The organism is Vannielia litorea, from assembly GCF_019801175.1.
GTDB classification, from domain to species: Bacteria; Pseudomonadota; Alphaproteobacteria; order Rhodobacterales; family Rhodobacteraceae; genus Vannielia; species Vannielia litorea_B.
Genome location: NZ_JAHVJR010000002.1, coordinates 343,605 through 362,127, shown reverse-complemented (window position 1 = coordinate 362,127; position 18,523 = coordinate 343,605). Strand labels below are relative to the sequence as shown.

At 65.1% G+C, this 18,523-nt stretch carries 14 protein-coding genes; 6 read left to right on the top strand and 8 right to left on the bottom strand.

All coding sequences use genetic code 11. The features are described from left to right. Positions 1-81 precede the first annotated feature (81 nt). Entirely contained in the window at positions 82-537 is a 456-nt protein-coding gene (locus KUV38_RS17180) for a MarR family winged helix-turn-helix transcriptional regulator (RefSeq protein ID WP_261385408.1), read from the top strand. Here KUV38_RS17180 and nagA read toward each other — a convergent pair. Beyond that, positions 526-1,647 carry an N-acetylglucosamine-6-phosphate deacetylase gene (gene nagA / locus KUV38_RS17175; RefSeq protein WP_315898657.1) on the bottom strand — a complete coding sequence of 374 codons (1,122 nt, stop codon included), beginning with the start codon at positions 1,645-1,647 and terminating at the stop codon, positions 526-528. The two genes, KUV38_RS17180 and nagA, sit on opposite strands and share 12 nt — an antisense overlap. Beyond that, complete coding sequence (locus tag KUV38_RS17170; RefSeq protein ID WP_222471424.1) at positions 1,644-2,492, bottom strand: ATPase; 849 nt, start codon at positions 2,490-2,492, stop codon at positions 1,644-1,646. Before KUV38_RS17170 ends, nagA begins: the two co-directional genes overlap by 4 nt. Before the next feature lie 109 nt (positions 2,493-2,601). On the opposite strand from KUV38_RS17170, the gene KUV38_RS17165 reads away from it, so the two are divergent. After that, positions 2,602-2,802 carry a hypothetical protein gene (locus KUV38_RS17165; RefSeq protein WP_222471423.1) on the top strand — a complete coding sequence of 67 codons (201 nt, stop codon included), beginning with the start codon at positions 2,602-2,604 and terminating at the stop codon, positions 2,800-2,802. Between the two features lie 43 nt (positions 2,803-2,845). On the opposite strand, the gene KUV38_RS17160 is transcribed toward KUV38_RS17165, so the two are convergent. Beyond that, positions 2,846-3,949, bottom strand: coding sequence for a polysaccharide biosynthesis/export family protein (locus KUV38_RS17160; protein ID WP_315898549.1), 1,104 nt, complete (start codon positions 3,947-3,949; stop codon positions 2,846-2,848). Positions 3,950-4,226: 277 nt separating this feature from the next. Between KUV38_RS17160 and KUV38_RS17155 the strand changes: the two genes are divergently transcribed. Beyond that, complete coding sequence (locus tag KUV38_RS17155; RefSeq protein WP_222471422.1) at positions 4,227-6,893, top strand: calcium-binding protein; 2,667 nt, start codon at positions 4,227-4,229, stop codon at positions 6,891-6,893. Positions 6,894-6,914: 21 nt separating this feature from the next. Here the strand turns inward: KUV38_RS17155 and KUV38_RS17150 are convergent, their stop codons facing one another. After that, positions 6,915-7,583, bottom strand: a complete 669-nt coding sequence (locus KUV38_RS17150) for an ABC transporter ATP-binding protein (RefSeq protein WP_222471655.1) — start codon at positions 7,581-7,583, stop codon at positions 6,915-6,917. Between the two features lie 29 nt (positions 7,584-7,612). Next, positions 7,613-8,653 (bottom strand): sugar transporter, encoded by a 1,041-nt coding sequence (locus tag KUV38_RS17145; RefSeq protein WP_315898656.1) that lies wholly within the window; start codon positions 8,651-8,653, stop codon positions 7,613-7,615. Positions 8,654-9,022: 369 nt separating this feature from the next. Between KUV38_RS17145 and KUV38_RS17140 the strand changes: the two genes are divergently transcribed. After that, on the top strand, positions 9,023-9,856 hold the full coding sequence (locus KUV38_RS17140) for an ABC transporter permease (RefSeq protein ID WP_315898655.1): 834 nt from the start codon (positions 9,023-9,025) through the stop codon (positions 9,854-9,856). A gap of 48 nt (positions 9,857-9,904) precedes the next feature. Here the strand turns inward: KUV38_RS17140 and KUV38_RS17135 are convergent, their stop codons facing one another. Continuing rightward, the gene (locus KUV38_RS17135; protein WP_222471421.1) at positions 9,905-12,805 is read right to left on the bottom strand and encodes a M10 family metallopeptidase C-terminal domain-containing protein; all 2,901 of its coding nucleotides are present in this window, start codon (positions 12,803-12,805) and stop codon (positions 9,905-9,907) included. A 271-nt stretch (positions 12,806-13,076) separates the two neighbouring features. On the opposite strand from KUV38_RS17135, the gene KUV38_RS17130 reads away from it, so the two are divergent. Together KUV38_RS17130 and KUV38_RS17125 are read left to right on the top strand one after the other, a co-directional pair. Then, complete coding sequence (locus tag KUV38_RS17130) at positions 13,077-15,419, top strand: glycosyltransferase (protein WP_315898654.1); 2,343 nt, start codon at positions 13,077-13,079, stop codon at positions 15,417-15,419. Then, positions 15,416-16,276 carry a hypothetical protein gene (locus tag KUV38_RS17125; protein ID WP_222471419.1) on the top strand — a complete coding sequence of 287 codons (861 nt, stop codon included), beginning with the start codon at positions 15,416-15,418 and terminating at the stop codon, positions 16,274-16,276. Before KUV38_RS17130 ends, KUV38_RS17125 begins: the two co-directional genes overlap by 4 nt. Positions 16,277-16,321: 45 nt before the next feature. Here the strand turns inward: KUV38_RS17125 and KUV38_RS17120 are convergent, their stop codons facing one another. Both KUV38_RS17120 and rfbA read right to left on the bottom strand, forming a co-directional pair. After that, a complete protein-coding gene (locus tag KUV38_RS17120) occupies positions 16,322-17,311 on the bottom strand; it encodes a glycosyltransferase (RefSeq protein WP_261385407.1) in 990 nt (329 codons plus the stop codon). Positions 17,312-17,650: 339 nt separating this feature from the next. Continuing rightward, positions 17,651-18,523, bottom strand: coding sequence for a glucose-1-phosphate thymidylyltransferase RfbA (gene rfbA, locus KUV38_RS17115; protein ID WP_222471418.1), 873 nt, complete (start codon positions 18,521-18,523; stop codon positions 17,651-17,653).

The window sequence follows — 18,523 nt, the reverse complement described above, 5'->3', positions numbered from 1 at the left end:
TACTTACTATAAGCATGCTTGTCAATTGCCCTCCGCGAGTCTACCCTGCCAAGCCATCCGCCCCACCACAAGAGGCCCGTCTTGCCCGCCATCCACAACATGCCCGGCCACCTGATCCGCAGGCTGAACCAGATTGCGGTGGCGATCTTCACCGAGCGGCTGGCCGAACGCGGGCTTGAGCTGACCCCGGTGCAATATGCCGTGCTCTCCACGCTGGGTGAATCCGAGGGGCTGGGGCAGGCCGCGCTCGCCGGGGCCGTGGCCTATGACAAGGTCACCATCGGCGGCGTGCTTGACCGGATGGAGAGCAAGGGCCTCGTCGCCCGCCGGGTCAGCCCGCGAGACCGCCGCGCCCGCGAACTCTCCCTCACCGAGCAAGGGGCCGCCCTGCTGGCCAAGGCCAAGCCGGTCGTCGCCGCACTGCAATCCGATATCCTAGCGGGGCTAGATACCGCCGAGCAGGCCACCTTCCTGAGCCTGCTGCAAAAGGCCACCGAGGCGGGCAATGCCCTCAGCCGGGCGCCGCTAAAGCTCTGACCCGGCCTGCCAGACGCGCTGCACGTTCAGGCTCTCATCCAGCGCGATGAAGTCGGCCGGTGCCTTGGGCCTGAGCCGCCCCACCTCGGCCTCCACCAGCGCGGCAGGCACGCCGGTCGCCATCGCAATCGCCTCCTCCACGCTCAGCCCCATGAGCCGCACCGCGTTCTGCACCGCCTGCGCCATCACCAGATCGGCGCCCGCCAGCGTGCCATCGGCCAGCGTGAGCCGCCCGTCCCGCCGCAGGATCTCGCGCCGGTCCAGCGTGAAGCTGGCAATCTCGCTGCCCGCGCAGGCCATCGCATCGCTGACCAGAAACAGCCGCCCCGGCCCCTGCTTGCCCCGCGCCGCCAAGCGCATGGTCTCCGGGTGCACATGCACCCCGTCGCAGATCAGCCCGGCGCTCAACTCGCCGCAGGCCAGCGCCGCCCCCGCCAGCCCCGGCGCGCGGCTCTCCATCTGGCTCATCGCATTGAACAGGTGGGTCACACAGCGCGCGCCTGCCGCCGCATAGTCTCTCGCCTGCTCATAGGTGCAAGCGGCATGCCCGAGCGACACCAGCACACCATCCGCCGCCAGCCGCTCGACCTGCCCCAGACTCACGCTGTCAGGCGCCAGCGTCACCTTCAGCCGCCCCCGCACCGCCAGAAGCCGCGCAAGGTCATCCTCCCCCATCGCCCGGATCAGCCCGGGGCTGTGCGCCCCCGCCTTTGCCGGGTCAAGGTGCGGCCCCTCCAGATGCAGCCCGATCACGCCCGGAATGGCCGTTTCAACTGCGGCAATGGCCTGCTCCGTGGTATCGGGCGCAGCAGTGATAAGGGTCGGCAGAATCGAGGTGGTGCCGCAGGCGGCGTGGGCGCGCGCCATCACCCGCAACCGCTCCGGCGATGGCCCGTCGTTCAGCATCACCCCGCCGCCGCCGTTCACCTGCAAATCCACGTAGCCGGGCGCGATGATCGCCACCCCGGTCTCCACCAAAGCGCAGTCCTCGGGCAGCTCTCCCGCCGCGGCCAGCCCGCGCACCACCGGCCCCTCGACCACCAGTGCCACGCCCCGGCGCAGCGCGGTGCCGTCATGCACGGCCCCGGCGGTATAGGCGACGGCGCTCACGGGCGCTGCTCCAGCGCGAGGGCAAGCGCCCCATCCAGCGCCGAACCGCAGGCAGGCACCAGCGCGTCCTGCATCTCCTGCGGCAGAAACCCGGCATAGCGCGGCCCCGCGCCGCCGGTCAGGCAAATCACATCGCCCGCCGACCAGCCCAGCGCCAACAGCCCGCGCGCAATGTAGTCGCCGCCGCACACCAGCATGTGCCGCGCCACCGAGTCGCCCTCGGCCTCGAAGACCCTCGGCGCAAGGCTGGCAAACTCCTGCGGCCTCGCGCTGGCGGCGAAGGCCACAACGCCAGAGGCGCCACCGAACTCAGCGCTCACCGCCCGCGTCAGCGGCGTAGCAGGCTCCATCCCGTCCGCCACCGCCAGCACGGCCCGCAACAGCTCCCGCCCCAGCCACGCGCCCGAGGCCTCGTCGCCCAGCACCAGCCCGTGCCCGCCGATGGTGGCAAATCCGGCCTCTCCCTGCCGCGCAAGGTAGGAGCCGGTGCCGATGCCCGCCACGAAGCCCGGCTCTGCGCCGAGCGCCCCCCGCACCGCAGCGCGCTGGTCTTCCTCCACCACGCCCGGCACCGGCAGCGCCTCCGCCACTGCCTGGGCGATGCCCTCGTCGACAACGCCCGCAATCGCGTAATGCGCCGGGAGGCCCTTCAACGCCTCCACCGCAACGCCCGCCGCTTCCGCCGCGCGCGCCAGCAGCGCCGCAATCTCCGCCACCGCGCCCGCCCTGTCGCTCGTCGCATTGGCTGGCCCGCCCGTCACCTCATGGCGGGCACCGTCCCACAGCAACACAAGCCGCGAGCCGCTTCCGCCGCCGTCACAGCCGACCGCCCGCGCAACCGCCATCGCGCCGCTACCTCCCGCCATACGTGCAAACCCGGTCTGCACGTTGCGAAAAAGCGACGTTCTCGCTAGCGTTTTGGCGGGGAGATTCATGTGCCATCGGGGGATTCACATGCCAGACCAGAGTGTCCAAGCGGTTGCCAAGCACATCCTGTCGCTCGGCGACGTCGAAGTCGCTGATTTCATTCGGTGTGAAGTATCGCACAAACGTCTCAGCTCCAAACTGCACCTGCTGAACGACGGGGTCCGTCGCGGCAATTCCGATTCGCGCGAGTTGGCGCTTCAGGCCATCGAGCGGCTGGGCTTCGTCTGACAGGCGGGGCCGTTCGCGCCGCATCGGCGCCGGCCCGCTCCCGTCAGTTGCTCAGCTGATTGCCAACACCCACCGCGCTGCCCACCAGCGAGAAAATCGTGCGCGCGTTCGTCACCGGGCTTTCGGTCACGAGCACCGTGTCCTGCGGGTGGATCGCGAACTTCTCGGCCGAGAACAGGCCATCGGCCCGCGTGAGGTCAATGGTGAAGACCGTCCGCACGTTCTGCGGCCCCTTCACCCCGTCCGCCCGCACCGCGCGCGGGCTGTAGTGCCGCAGGATCAGCACGCCCTTGGGGTTGGCCCGCGTATCTTCCAGCCCGCCGATCAGCGACATCGCATCCAGAGCCGAAATATGCTCTTTCTCGAAGTAGATCAGCTGCTCGGTGCCGCTGGCGCCCAGCGCGCGGAAGTAACGATCATCGGCAAACAGCATTACCTTGTCGCCGCCCACCAGCGTGGTGTCGAGCGAGGGGTTGTCATAGAGCCGCTGCAGCGAGGTGGCATAGGTGTGGCCGCCGCGGATCAGCCGCACACGCGGGTTGCGCAGCCCTGCCTGCGGACCACCGCCTTGGGCGATCAGGCCAAGCACAGTAAAGCCGCCATCGGGCAGCGCCACGGTGCCCGGCGCGTTGACCCCGCCCACCAGTGAAACAGCGCTTGCGGTGCCGGGCAGCACGGTGAGCTGCACCTGCGCCGAGGGGACAATCTCGATCATCCGGCTTTCCAGCTGGCGGCGGGCGGCATCGGCCGTCTTGTCGGCAATGCGCTGCTCGCCAAGGTAGGGCACGTAGATATGGCCGCTCTGATTGACCCGGAGGTTGCGCAGTTCAACCAGCTTGGCCCCAGTCGGGGTGATGAGCGAGTTGTCCTCTGAATCCCAGATGATCAGGTCGACCCGGTCGAAGGGCTTGATATGCGGCTCGCCGGTGCGCCCGGAGCCACGCAGCCAACCGTCCGAGCGGATGCCGCTGCCGGTATAGGGCCAGGAGGCAAAGCGGGGCAGCAGGGCGCGGGTCACCGGGTACACCGCGATCTGCGGGTTCTCCGCATTCTGCTCCTTCAGCACCTCGTTCGAAATCGCGGCACCCCGCGGAAGCGAACAGGCCGCCAGAAGCAACATCACGATCAATGGCCGGAGAATCTTCACGCCGCTGTCCCTTGCGCCCGTTCGACGCGGTCTTTGCGCCGCACCTTGGGCACAAAATAGAGGGGCAGGCGCAGTCAGGTCAACCAAGATGCTGCGGTCCTTGCGCAGCGGCACCCTCCCGCCACCCGAGGCCAAGGGCCCTTGGAATCACTCAGATTTTTACCATCATTTTAAGCAGCTTGTTCGCAAGATGCGCCGTTCAGCCACAATCGCGCCCCGGCTCCCGCCCGTGGCAGCCGCCAGAAATCCGCCATCGCAGCTTTTCAGGTGAGCAATCATGGCGGCATTTCAGTTCGTGGGCCTTCTTCCCGGAGACGGCAGCCCCTTTCCCGTGATGCTGGGCACACTCGCCAGCACATCCACCGGCGTCACCTTCATCGACCACGGCAACGACGCGGTCGTGAGCTACGACGCCACCGGCGCGGGGCTGGCGAGCACCGGCAGCAGCTCGGCCCTCGGCGGGCGCATCAGCTTCACCCTCTTCGGCCAGAGCGTCAGCCTCGCTAGCAGCGTGATCGAGGCGATGCTGGCAGAGCTGGCCGCCGGAGACACCAGCTCCGAGCGGGCCTTCCTCTCCACCATCAAGAGCCAGGCCAATGCCGCAACGCTCATCTGCGCCAGCGTCGGCGGAACCGATTATCTCTTCGTCGCGCCCCAGAACGGCGCGGGCGTGGCCGTCTATGCCGTCACCGATTCCGGCAACACACTCACCCTTGTCGAGAGCCAGCCCGATGCCTACAGCCACTACGCCGCCAATGTATCCGCCATGACGATGGTCACGGTGGACGGCACCCCCTACCTGCTGGCTGGCTCGTCCAGCGAAGACGGTGTCAGCAGCTACCGGATCAACGCCAACGGCACCCTCACCGAGGTCGACAGTTTCGGCCGTGACGAGAGCCTGCCCGTGCAAACCGTGACCGCGATGGACAGCGCCGAGATCAACGGCACCACTTACGCCATCATCGCCGCCTCCGACTCCAGCTCGCTCAGCGTGGTCGAGGTGCAGCCCGGCGGCCTCATGGCCCCTGCCGAACATGTCGTCGATAGTCTCGATACGCGCCTTGACGGCGTCTCCGCGCTGGAGATCGTCGAGCTTGGCGGCGGGCGCACCCTGGTCATTGCCGGCGGCAGTGATGGCGGGCTCACGGTCTATACCCTTCTGCCGGATGGCCACCTCGTCCCGTTTCAGGTGATCGAGGGCGATCTGGAGAGCGGGCTCGACAGGATTTCTGCCATCGGCACCCACCTCTCCGGCGCCCAGCTCGACCTCTTCGTCACCACCGAGGGTGCGCCCGGCGCGGTGCAATACACCCTCGATGTCACCGACCTCGGCCCGCTCGACTTCGCCACCGCCAGCGGCCACCACGGCACTGCGGCGGACGACCTGATCGTACTCGACGCACTTGGCACCCTCTACACCTATGGCGGCGCGGGCGATGACATAATCGTCGACGGCCTCGGGAGGGACAGGCTCTATGGCGAGGCCGGAGCCGATGCCTTCGTCATCATCGGCGGCGACCTCGAGCGCGACCGGATCATGGACTTCGAGATCGGCATCGACACCGTCGACCTCTCCGATTGGACCATGTGCTACGGCACCGCCTGGCTCGATGTCTACGAGTGGCACAACGGCGCCCTGCGGATCAACTACGGCACCGAAAGCCTCGAAATCTTCTCCGCCGACGGCCAGCCGCTGACCTTCGCCGACTTCGACAACATCACCTTCACCTTCTCCAGCAACTACGAGGTGGTCCGCGCCCCGCTGGAGGAGGCCGGTGAAGAGACAGGCGCCGACCTGATCGGCACGGTCGAGGATGATGTGCTCAACGGCACCGATGGCGATGACGACATGCACGCAGGCGGCGGCGACGACCTGATGATCTCCGGCGGCGGAACAGACAGGTTCTGGGGCGGGTCAGGCACAGACACCGTGAGCTTTGCAGGCTCTGGTACGGCGGTCACCATCAACCTCTCCGACTCCAGCCAGAACGCGGGCGCGGCGGCGGAGAGCCTGTTCTACGACATCGAAAACCTGATCGGCTGCGCGCTGGCCGACAGCCTCACCGGCGATGCCCTCGCCAACCGGCTCGAAGGCGGCGATGGCAACGACTGGCTCGACGGGCTGGAGGGCGACGACATCCTGATCGGCGGAGAGGGTCACGACTCGCTGCTGGGCCGGGGCGGCAACGATTACATCGAAGGTGGCGCCGGGGACGACAACATCGCGGCCTCCGACGGTGATGACGAGGCGCATGGCGGCGCGGGCAACGATGCGCTCGGCGGCGGCAATGGCAACGATCTGCTCTATGGCGATGACGGCAATGACCACCTCGGCGGCGGCCCGGGGGACGATTACCTCTCCGGCGGCGATGGCAACGACCAGCTCTCCGCCACCTATGGAAACGACACTATCTATGGCGGAAACGGGCACGACCATATCGCGGGCGGCCCGGGCACCGATCTGATCTATGGTAACGCTGGCGATGACAACATCGGCGGCGGCGCAGGCTCCGACGAAATCCGCGGCGGCGGCGGCAATGACGTAGTCGGCGCCGGAGACGGGCATGATCACGTCTGGGGTGGCAGCGGAGCCGACCAGCTCAATGGCGGCGCAGGCAATGACACGTTGGAAGGCGGCACCGGTTCTGACCGCATCAATGGTGGCACCGACGATGATGTGATGACCGGCGGCGCCGACGCCGACACCTTTGTCTTCGCCGCATTCACTGCTGGCGAGACCGATGTGATCACAGATTTCGACTGCCTAGGCGGCGACATGCTCCAGCTCGCGGGCATCTCCGGCAGCTCACTGGCTGGCCGCCTCGCCGCCCTTACCCCGACCCAGCTGGGCGATGACGTGGTGCTCACCTATTCCGGCCACACGATCATTCTCGAGAACGTCGATCTGACCGATCTCACCCTCGCAGATTTCACCTTCCTCTGAGCCGGGCCGCGCCGCTTGCGCCTACTCGTTGCGGTCCGTCTTCATCAGCCGCATGTGGTGGGCAATCGCGTCTTCCACATCGGTGTAATAGTGCAGCTGCCCTTCCTCCAGCACCGCCCCCTGGCTGCACAGCCGTTTGACCTGCGGCAGGGCGTGGCTGACAAAGATCGCCCCCGATTTCTCCAGCCGCGCCCGGATCACCGCCTCCGATTTCGCTTTGAACGAGGCATCCCCCACCGCCGTGATCTCGTCGATCAGGTAGGTGTCAAAATGCACGCCCATCGAGGCGCCAAAGGCCAGCCGCGAGCGCATCCCGCTGGAATAGGTCCGCACCGGCATCCGAAAATGCGCGCCCAGCTCGGCAAAATCCTCGACGAATTCCACCAGCTCATCGGTATCCACCCCGTAGACGCGCCCGATGAACCGCACGTTCTGAAGGCCTGTCAACTCGGGGTGGAAACTGCCCGCAAACCCCACTGGCCACGAAACCGTACCGCGAATTTTCACCTCGCCCCAATCCGGCTCCATCGCGCCCGAAATCATCCGCAACAGGCTCGATTTGCCCGCCCCGTTCCGCCCCAAGATCGCAACCGCGGTGCGCGCCGGAAAGGTGACATTCAGGTTGTCGGCCACGATCTTGCGCGTGCCCTTCACGCTGTAGGACTTGGTGAGGTTGCAAAGCTCGATCATCGCAATGGGTCCGGCACGGGCGGCAGCAGTCAGCGCCGGTCGCGCAGCGAGTAGTAGATCATCGTCAGCACCGTCCATGCCGTGGCCAGCGCGCCAAAGAGCGTGAGCAGGGTCGTCCAGCGGCGCGGGAACAGCGGCGTCTCGGCGGCGGAAGGCTCGATATAAGTCGCAAGGTAGCGCGACTGTCGCTGCGCCTCGGCAATCGCCGCGTCATAGGCAGCCAGCGTGGCCACGTAGGATTCTTCGGCGAACTTCTGATCGACCGCCAGCGCCTCATATTGGCTGATGAGCTGCGAGTAGGCCTCCTGCTCCTGGCTGGCGTCGCCATCCTCGCTGAACCGGGCCCGCTCCTCGCTGATCCGCACCCGGATCACCTCCACTCGTCGCTCCGCCTGCACGATCCGCGGGTCATCCTCCCGGCTGTTCTGGCGCAGCAGGTCCAGGTCGATGAGCGCATTGGCCAGCTCCGCCTGCAACGTGTTGAGCAGCCCCATCCGGCCTTGAATATCCGCCGCCGGGTCGACGATCTGGTTGCGCGTCCTGAAGTCGGTCAGCGCCGCGCGGGCCTGCTTGAGCCGCTCCAGAGAGCGGTCCAGCTCCGCGCGGGCATAGCGCGTTGCATCCTCGCGCGCGATGGCCGAGAGCTCGTTGATCGTGCGGTTGCTCTCCTTGCGGATCGCCTCGGCAATGTTCAGCGCATCCTCCGGAGTGAAGGCCTTCACCCGGATCTCGATCAGGTGGCTGGACCGGTCGAAGTACACATTGACCATCCGCCCCCAATAGTCCGAAACCGCCTCGATCCGCGTGTCATCCCCCAGCGAGAACACCGGGTCAGTCGGCCGCGTGTAGGCCGCAACAAGGTCCACATCCCGCATCACCGCCCGCACCATGTTGGGGCTCTGGATATACTCGAACAGAATGTCGGTATCGTTGGTCGAGGACCCGCCTGTGAGGTCGGTGATCCCGCCAAGGATCTCCACCGCACTGCCGATGTCTTCCTTGCGCACCGAGAAGCCTAGATTGCTGGCGTATTGGTCTTCCGCAACGGTGAAGAGATACCAGGCCGTCACGCCGACAGGGGCACCGACCAGAAACAGGAACGTAACCAGCAGGCCCCAGTGCCGGCGCTTTGGCCGTGCTGCGCGCGCAGGTTTTGCCGGAACGTAGGAGTCGGCCGCCTCGGGCGCGAACGCCCCTGCCTTCCCGCCCTGTCCAGCGCCTGCCAGCTTTTTCGGGGACTGAGCCGCCTTCGCCCGGGGTCCACCACCCTGCGCGTTGCGCCCCTTGCCTGCACCTCCCCCGCGTGCCTTCTGCGGGTCGGCCTTGCCTTGGGCCTCGGGGTTTGCGGACTCGTTACTCGGATTCTCGTCCAATCTGTTGCCCTTCGTCCTTAGGCTGTGCGATTTAGACGTAACAAACCCCGACAGGTTGCGCCAGTTGTGACGATCCCCAGCTCAGCAGATGCCCAGAGCGTGCCCATCCCGGAGCTGCCGCTGGCCAAACCTGCCCGGTTCCGGACAGGGCGGACCATCGCGGCGCTCTTCATCCGCGAAATGTCCACGACTTACGGCCGCAATGCGGCAGGCTACGTCTGGGCGGTGCTCGAGCCGGTGGCGGGGATCGCACTGATGTCGATCATCTTTTCCATCGGCTTCCGCTCGCCTTCGATCGGCACCAACTTTCCTTTGTTCTATGCTTCAGGGCTGCTGCCGTTCCTTGCCTACATGAGCGTGAGCAACAAGGTCGCCCAGTCGGTCCGGTTTTCACGGCAGCTCATCATCTACCCGGCAGTCACCTTCATCGACGCGATCATCGCGCGGTTCATGCTCAACGCTGTGACAGAGATCCTCGCCTTCATGATCCTTCTGACCGGCATCATCATCGCCTTCGATGTCAGCGTCATCCTCGATGTGCCCGCCATGGCCCTCGGCATGTTCCTCGCGCTTTGGGTGGCACTCGGGGTTGGCACGCTCAACTGCTACCTGCTGGCGACCTACCCCTCATGGGAGCGGACATGGGCAATCCTCAACCGCCCGCTCTTCATCGTGTCCTGTATCTTCTTCATCTACGATGACATCCCCCACCCCTATCAGGAGTGGCTTTGGTACAACCCGCTGGTGCATTGCGTCGGCATCGTGCGCTCCGGCGTCTACGCCACCTATGATGCAAGCTACGCCTCTGCGGGCTATGTCATCGCCTTCGGCGCGGTGCCCATGGCGCTGGGCCTCGTGTTTCTCCACCGCAACCACCGCAACATCATCAACAACACCTGACTGGCAGGCGCTGTTCGCGCCAACCGGCCGTGCCTTAACGTTCGCCGCTTAGACGAAATTGAAGTCGCTGATCGTCAGATCCGTCGCAGTGTAGTCGAGCAGAACCACCGTCTGACCACCCGCCCATGTGATCTCGGTGTCAAAACCGGACTGAGAAATGGTGAGGCTGTTGAACTTGTCCACATCCGTCGCACCGGCCACGCCCCCAAGCGTCATGAAATCGCCTTCGGGGGAGTGGAAGTCGAGAATGTTGTCCGTATCGATGGCGCTGTAGTCGGTGAAGATAAACTCATCCGCCCCGCTGCCGCCAGACAGGATATCATCGCCCTGACCGCCATCCAGCTTGTCGTTACCCCCTTCGCCATCGAGAATGTCATCGCCATCCTCGCCGAACAGCTTGTCCTTGCCGGTGCCGCCTTCGATGATGTCGTGACCTGCGCCACCGAAAACCGTATCGGCGCCGCCTTCAGCGACGATCTGATCGTCATCGCCCTGCCCATAAATTTTGTCTGAGCCTCCGCCGCCATTGATGATGTCGGCTCCATTGCCACCGAAGATCTTGTCGATGCCGTCTTCACCTAGCAACTCATCGGCGCCATCACCGCCGATCAAGGTGTCATTACCGGTGCCGCCAAAGATTCTATCGTCACCGCCTTGGCCATTCAGAAGATCGTTGTCAGCGTCCCCGTAGATTTTGTCTTTACCACTGCCTCCGACGATTTTGTCATTGCCGGCGCCGCCAAAGATCGTGTCTGCGCCACCCTCGGCCCGGATGTCGTCAGCGCCGTCTTGGCCGTAAATCTTGTCAGACCCGCCACCGCCATTGATGATGTCAGCGCCAGTGCCGCCGAAGATCTTGTCAATTCCGGCTTCCCCGTAAATCTCGTCGTCACCATCCCCGCCGATCAAGGTGTCGTAACCCTCTCCCCCCCGGATCACATCGTCGCCGCCCTGGCCGTTGACGGTGTCGTTCTCTCCGTCACCGTTCAGGTCGTCTGCACCGCCGCCACCAAGAATCCGGTCTTCACCATCACCGCCATAGACTTCGTCGGCACCTCCTTGGGCAGTTATCTCATCGTCGCCGGACTCGCCGTAGATGGTATCGGAGCCACCACCGCCATCGATTGTGTCATCGTCTGCGCCACCCCAGATCGTGTCCTTCCCGCCCAATCCATTGATCGTATCGTTCCCCGCAAACCCGTAGATTTCATCATCATCCTCGGTGCCATTCAGAGTGTTCGGGTCCTCGTCACCCTCGATCGGCCCACCTGCCAGCGCCAGAACTTCTGCCTCCGTCAGGATCCCGTCGGTGAACTCATAGAACTCGACGCTGCTGTAGGTGTCGGTGCCGAGGCTGGAGGTCACCTGAAGCGTGCCGCCGCCCATGTCGGTCACCGAGATGCCGCTGGTGTCGATAGTGTAGATCACACGGTCGGAGCCGGTGCCGCCATCAAAGGTATCGTTGCCGAGGCTCTCGTAGTACCAGTCGCTGCCGCCGCCGCCCTCAATGTCGTTGTCGGCATCGTTCCCGTAAATGTCGTCATTCCCGGAACCACCGATCACGTTTTCGATGATCGTGCCGAGCGAAACGACGATGTTGCCGACAACCCCGCCAATATCGCTGACCCCGCCTTCCATCAGGTTGATAACCTGAGCGACCACAACACTGGACAGATCCCAAGTGTCGATGCCATCAGTGTCGACCACCGTCATCCCGAGGTCGCCGCCTTGGTAGATATCGGTATCCCAGGTGTCGCCATCAAAGATGTAACCGAAGACCGTCCCCATGGTCCCGCCGACGTTGGAATTTCCAAACCAAGTGGTGTTGCCGGCGTAGACTGGTGTGGTCGGCTCGCCGTAGAGCACCCACATGGCCGCCACATCAGCGATCATCGGCGTGGCAATGGTGACATAGTCGCCCAGCCCCGCCTCATCGGCGCCGAAGTAAGACATCACCGTCATCTGGGTGGTGTCATTGATAAAATGGTTGTCGACGCCGTAGGTCGCGAACCCGTCGTAGTTGCCGGAGTGCACGAGGCCCAGCGCATGGCCGATCTCGTGAAGGTAGGTTTGGAACGAGTAACTGTCGATTGTGGTGCCGTTGACCGCAAGCCAGTCATACGCCCCCGGCGGCAATTCAGAGCCCGTACCAACATTGACGAGAGCCTGGCTGATCTCTCCACTGTTGTAATCGCTCCAAGTCTGCGGACCGGCAAAGGCGCCTTCCTGGCTGTCATCGAAGACGATATCCGCAGAACCGCTGAAAACGGTCTCGGTAAAGGTGATGCCAGTGACGATCGACCATTGCTCCAGCGCCCACTCTGCAAGCTGGCGGCCATCGGCGTTCAGGTCATTGAGAAATACCGTCATAATATCGCCGGTGTCTTCGTCGTGCCCGATGGCCGTGGAGTAGCCCCAGCCAAACTCGGTCAGCTGGCTGACGACATCGTCCACGTCAAACTCGTTGGTCGAGGTGCGCAGAATGTAGTCGCCGGTATCGCCGCCAAAGCCTCTGACTTCGATGTAGTAGGTCCCGCTGCTGGTGACGGTGTACTCGACCTGCGAGTGATACAGTCCGAGCGACTCGTTGGCCGCATCGTTGTAGGCAAGCTCGGTGGTCCCGTCGGAGCCGTACAGGTGGATCACCGAATCCGATAGGCCGACGTTATTGCCGTTGGTCCCGTAGGCCGAGAGTACGATCGACTCACCTGCCTCGAGGTAGATTGCGATGTAGTCGCTGTCGCCGAAGGTGATTTCGCCCTCGAATGTGTCGCCGAGGTCGATGGAGTAGCTCGGGTCCGCGCTGTCAGGCGCGTCGGTGGAGCCTTCCGTCACATCCGCATCGGGCACATCGTTGATGAAATGTCGCGTCGCCGCTTCGCCTTGGAAAATGCCGAACAGCGGTGAGATCGAAACATCTTTCGCGACCTGATAGCAAAGCTGACACATTTTAAACCATTCCTATCCATTATCCGCCCATCGCAGTGCCGACGCACCACAGACCGGGCCCATCCATCCACGGGCCGAATGACCAACGTAGGGCGTATAAATGACGAAAACGTGCCACCCCGCACCGAATGTCCACAATTCACCGCCGCTTCGCGGTCTTCCACCGCTCCCTCAAGCGCCTCTTTCTGTCCCGAAAGGGGCGGTGTCCGAATACCCCAGCACTTCCGATCTGGGAACAGGGCAATCTTCACAACTGAGGAAGTCCGCCACCGTGGTGCTCGCCGCGTTCCGGCCTGACCCGGCGCAGCTCGAAGCCCAACTGGCCAGCATCGCCGGGCAGAGCCTGCGGCCCGCGCAGATCGTGGCTGTGATCGCCGATTTGACCTCGGGGCCGTTGGTGGAAGAAGTCGCCGCGCGGCACGGGCTCGCCTGCCATCTCGTGCTGCCGGAACGCGGCCTCGATGCGCCGCGGGCCTTCGCCGCCGGCTTGGCCGCCGCGGTCGAACACAGCGCGCCCGACAGCCTCATCGCCCTCTCCGATCAGGATGACATCTGGCACCCCGAGCGGCTGGCGCGCGGCGCCGCCTTGCTGGAGGATCCGGAAATTCAGCTCATTCATTCCGATGCGCGTGTCGTCGATGCAGAGGGGGCCGAGCTGCACCCTTCGGTCTTCGCGCTGGAACGGCGGATGCGCGCGCCCTCCCTGCGTGACCTGCTCTACCGCAACACTGTCACCGGCATGACCACCCTGTTCCGGCGCGAGCTGGCCGAACTCTCCCTGCCCTTTCCCGGCCAGTCCGGTGTGCATTTTTACCATGATCTCTGGCTCGCGCTCCTTGCCACAGCCACCGGGCGCGTGGCGCTGATCGAGGAGCCGCTGGTCGACTATCGCCAGCACGGCGCCAATGCCGTCGGGGCCATCGGCGGGGCCCGTCGCCTGCGGCTCTGGCAGTTCCGCCGCCCGGCGCTTCGGATCTGGCTAAGGCAAAGGGCCACCAGCTACGCGCTGGCACGGTATCTCGCCCGCTGCGTGCAGGCCCGCGTGTCAGAAGCGGTGATCTCAGGCCGCCTCGCCCCCGACAAACCCGCAACCCACGACCTCCGCCCCTATCTCCGGCGGCGCGGCCTCGGCCTGCCGCATCTGACCGACAGCCTGCGGCTGGCGCTCCACTTCCGCGGCGAATTGGCCAGCATTGCCGCCTCGCAGTTCACCATCGCGGCGGGCCGGTTGCTGTGGTCCCTCCGCGAGGCGCTCACCGAGGGTCTGCTCGGCGCGCTCTCCCGGTTCGACACCCGCCTCTTCACCCTCTCGCCCGGCATCGCCCCGCCCGAGATCGACCCGGCGGGCAACGTGGTGCGCCTTCCCACGCCTGACGTTCAGCATCCGCAGCCACAGCCCAAGCCCCATGCGCAGCCCAAGCCCTCCGCCGCCTTCGTCGATACCCGAAAAACCCCCTCGTGGACGCCCAAGTTCACCGCACCGGAACCGGCCCTTGCGCTGCTCGTCCCCACGCTCAACCCGACCGAGGCGTTTGCGGGCATCGCCACCGCGATTGACATCGGCATCGGCCTCGCCGCCCGTGGCCACCGCGTCCGGATGATCGCCACAGACCTGCCGATGGCCAACCCCGCCGCCTCCCGCGCCTTCGTCGAGGACCGTGCCGGGCAGGCCGGGTCACAGGCCATGCAGCGCATCAGCCTCCACTGCGGGCTGACGGGTGACAGTAACGGGCCAGACGGACCAGTCATCGCCCAACACGTCGGCGATGTGTACCTCGCCACCGCATGGTGGACCGCCCATGTCGCTCAAACACTCACCCGCAGGCACCCGTTCCTGAATCCGCAGTTCCTCTACCTGATTCAGGATTTCGAGCCCAACTTCTATGCATGGGGCACCACCTGCGCCGATGCCGCGGCCTCCTACACGATGGATTATCTGCCGGTTTTCAACACCACCCTGCTGCGCGATCACTTCGCCCATCTTGGCCTCTGCGCCCCCGATGCCCTCGCCTTCCGCCCCTCCATCGAGGTCGAGCGCTATGCCCGCGGCACCCGTCTGCCCCGGAACGGCCCCCGGCGGCTGGCGCTCTACGGGCGGCCCGAGGTGGAGCGCAACATGTTCCCGATGGCAATCGAAGCGCTCGAAGGCTTCCTCACCGCCGAAGGTCTCGGCCCCAATGACATCTCCCTCGTCTCGGTCGGCCTCCGGCACGAGCCGGTCGCCTTCTCCACCGGCGTCCGACTGGAGAGCCTCGGCAAGCTGCCTTGGGCGGAGTATCCCGACTTTCTCCTCGGTGTCGATCTGGCCCTCTCGCTGATGTACTCGCCCCACCCGAGCCACCCGCCGCTGGAGATGGCGGCCTCCGGGGTGCGCGTCGTCACCAACCGCTTTGGCGTCAAGGATCTTGGCCGCCTCTCGCCCGCCATCCTCTCCGCCGAGCCCGCGCCCGAGGCGCTCGCCGCCGCGCTCTCGCAGGCATGGGCCGCCGGGCCCGTGCCCGAACACCAGCGCCAGCTTGACCTCACGCCGCTCGGCCTGCCGCTCGACGCGATGATCGACGAGCTTTCTGCCGGGCTCTTCCCCCTTCTCAAACCGGAGGCTTCCGCCGCATGACCCGCAAACTCCTGCTTCACATTGGCATGCACAAATGCGGCTCGACCTACCTACAGCAGGTGCTGCTGCGCAATCAGGCCCGGCTCAAGGCGGCGGGCATCGCCTATCCGCACAAGGGGGTTGACCATCCGGGCAATGCCGAGGGGATCGAAGCCGCCAACGCCGCCCGGCTTGCCGCACTCTTTGGCCCGCATGACCGGCTGGTGCTCTCCTATGAGGATCTCATCTCTCAAGGCGCCGCCGCCCAGCCCTTTGCCCGGGCCGTCACCACCCTCGGTGCCGAAGTCGAGATCGTGGCCTTCATCCGCCCCTTCAGCGAGATCGTCTTTGGCGATTACTCGCAGGTGATGAAGCAGCATTTCCGCACCTTCATCGCAGCAGGCGCCGCCTATGGCGGCAAGAGTTTCGAGCGCTTCGCCGTGGCCCGCAGCCGCCAGATGAACCCGCGCGGCTGGCTCCGCGCTTGGCGGCAGGCCTTACCAGCTGCTCGCTTCACCCTCGCCAGCCACCGGGCAATCCGCGCCACCGTAGAGCCCTTCCTCGCAGGGGCGGAGGTCGGCTGGGAGGTGCCGCGCCACCTCACCAACCCCTCGTTGCGCACCGAGGATTGTGACCGCATCGCCGCGATGATCACCGCTGGCGAATCGCCCGGCCGCCGCATCGTCGAACGGGTGAAAGAGGCGCTCCACGCCCCGAGCACGCCTGACGCCGGGCGCACGCCCGAGCGCCAAGCCTGGATCGAGGCGGTTTTCGAGCATCACAACACAGCGCTTCTCAAGGAGTTCGGGTATGACAACCGTCTGCCCGCCCCGGCCATCAGCGCTTTGCCGGAACCCATAGCAGAAGGCGCGGCCTGAAACGGTCGCGCCCACTGTGCTGACTTCGGGGAGTTAACCGGCCTCTCAGAGCCGGCCGAGTGCCACCGAGACCCACATGATCGAATTCGCAAACTGGGTCTGACGGTGAATGCCTGCCTCGCGCAGCATCTTCATCCGCACCGCCAGCGGTTGGCGGCGGGCCGCCATCACCCGGCGCAAAAGGCGCCGGTTTTCGGGGGTGAAGTAGGGCGCGCAGGTCTTCAGCGCCTTCAGGTTGGTTTCCATCCAGCCCTTGTAGGTGCCATCCATCACCATGCGCAGACGCCGCGCGCGGGCGCGCATGCCGTCATTCGCGCCGATCAGGTTGGCGCCGTGCTGGCGATAGAGCAGGCTCGGTGCATCATCATGCACCACCACGCCGCCCGCACCGGTGATGAGCTGATAGAGCCACCAATCATGCACGGTCACATCGTCCACGTCTTGAGCCGCGGCGTGGACCAATCGGCTCGCCGCCGGGTTCAGCACGATGGTGTTGCCGCCCGCGATGTTCTGCACCAGCGCATTGGCAAAGCTCGGCGGCTTGGGACGGGCGGGCGAGATCCGGTGATTATCGAGCGAGTCGTCGGTGATCAGGCAGCGGCTGTGATACATCGCCGGCGTGTTCCACGAGACCTCCTCCAGCCGCTCGATCGCGCGGGAGAGTTTGTGCGGCAGCCAGAAGTCATCCTGATCGGAAAAGGCCCAGTAGTTGCCCGGGTCCACCTGCCGCATCAGGTGCAGAAAGTTCGCCGCTGCGCCCTTGCCCGGCCCGCTGATCTGGCTGATCCGGTTGCTCGCCGCGTGGTTCTCGATGATCTTCGCGCAGCCGTCGTCCTCGCCATCGATGCTGACGACCAGTTGCCAATGCTCGTGCTCTTGGGCGGTTAGGCTGTCGAGTTGCTCTTCCAGATGCGAGGCGCCCTGATGCACGGCCATCAGCACGGTGACGGGCTGCGACTCCTGATTGCTCGTGTATCCAGATGCGCTTTTTCGCCATTCTGGCGTCAATTGCAGCATGACCAGCCCCAAAATCATTCCAACCAAGCAAACCCCCGCAGCGGGAGAACGCCATGCAACTCTGCGAAACCTACGAAAGCGCGTGGAACGCCCCCGCATCGACCCTTGCCCGCCGTCTCCAGATGGCTCCTTCCCCGAGCCTGACAGGAAGCAGTAAAGAGTCGATTACTTCTACTCAGCCGGTCGCTCGCCTCAAAGGGGAAAAGTGAGTGAAATCCGGGGTGAAGGGGGCAATCGGCACCTTCTCGCGCACCCTTCCGAGGTTCCCTTGGGTCACTTCGGCAGGTTCTGGCCCGAATCCTTCAAAGCGCTTTTAACGCTTCCGCCCAACGAATCAGCCAAGCGCCTCGAAAACGATCAGTTGAGCAGGTTCAGCAGGTAGGCACCGTAGTCGTTTTTCGCGAAGAGTTTCGCCCGTTCAACCAGCGCCTCGCGGCTGATCCACCGCTTGCTGTAGGCGATCTCCTCCAGCGAGCCGGTCTGCAGCCCCTGCCGTTTTTCCAACGTTCGCACGAAGTTACCCGCATCCAGCAGGCTGCCGTGGGTGCCGGTATCGAGCCAGGCGTAGCCCCGGCCCATCGTCTTCACGTCGAGCTTTCCATCGGCAAGATAGCTCTCCAGCAGCGTGGTGATCTCAAGCTCACCCCGCGCCGAGGGTTTCACCTGCCGTGCCCGCTCCGGCGCGCTGCCGTCGACAAAGTAGAGCCCGGTGACCGCGTAGTTCGAGGGCGGCACCGGCGGCTTCTCGATCAGCGCGCGCACCCGGCCTTCGCCGTCGAAATCGACCACGCCATAGCGCTCCGGATCGGCCACGCGATAGCCAAAGACGGTCCCGCCATCGTCTTTGGCTCCGGCCTCCGCGAGCATCTCCGGCAGGCCGTGGCCAAAGAAGATGTTGTCGCCCAGCACCAGCGCCGAAGGCGCGCCTGCAAGGAACTCCTCGGCGAGGATAAACGCCTGCGCCAGCCCGTCGGGCGATGGTTGCTCGATATAGGAAAACCGCAGGCCCCATTGGCTGCCATCCCCCAGAAGTCGTTGAAACTGGTCAGAATCTTCCGGTGTGGTAATCACCGCGATGTCACGGATACCCGCCAGCATCAGCACCGAGATCGGGTAGTAGATCATCGGCTTGTCGTAGATCGGCAGCAGCTGTTTCGAGACGCCCATGGTGATGGGATAGAGCCGTGAGCCGGTGCCCCCGGCGAGGATGATGCCCTTGCGGTCGGTCAT

Coding starts and splice junctions, on each gene's coding strand:
- KUV38_RS17170 (WP_222471424.1), bottom strand. CDS start 2,492: ATGGCGGTTGCGCGGGCGGTCGGCTGTGACGGCGGCGGAAGCGGCTCG.
- KUV38_RS17165 (WP_222471423.1), top strand. CDS start 2,602: ATGCCAGACCAGAGTGTCCAAGCGGTTGCCAAGCACATCCTGTCGCTC.
- KUV38_RS17155 (WP_222471422.1), top strand. CDS start 4,227: ATGGCGGCATTTCAGTTCGTGGGCCTTCTTCCCGGAGACGGCAGCCCC.
- KUV38_RS17150 (WP_222471655.1), bottom strand. CDS start 7,583: ATGATCGAGCTTTGCAACCTCACCAAGTCCTACAGCGTGAAGGGCACG.
- KUV38_RS17135 (WP_222471421.1), bottom strand. CDS start 12,805: ATGTGTCAGCTTTGCTATCAGGTCGCGAAAGATGTTTCGATCTCACCG.
- KUV38_RS17125 (WP_222471419.1), top strand. CDS start 15,416: ATGACCCGCAAACTCCTGCTTCACATTGGCATGCACAAATGCGGCTCG.
- KUV38_RS17120 (WP_261385407.1), bottom strand. CDS start 17,311: ATGATTTTGGGGCTGGTCATGCTGCAATTGACGCCAGAATGGCGAAAA.
- rfbA (WP_222471418.1), bottom strand. CDS start 18,523: ATGACCGACCGCAAGGGCATCATCCTCGCCGGGGGCACCGGCTCACGG.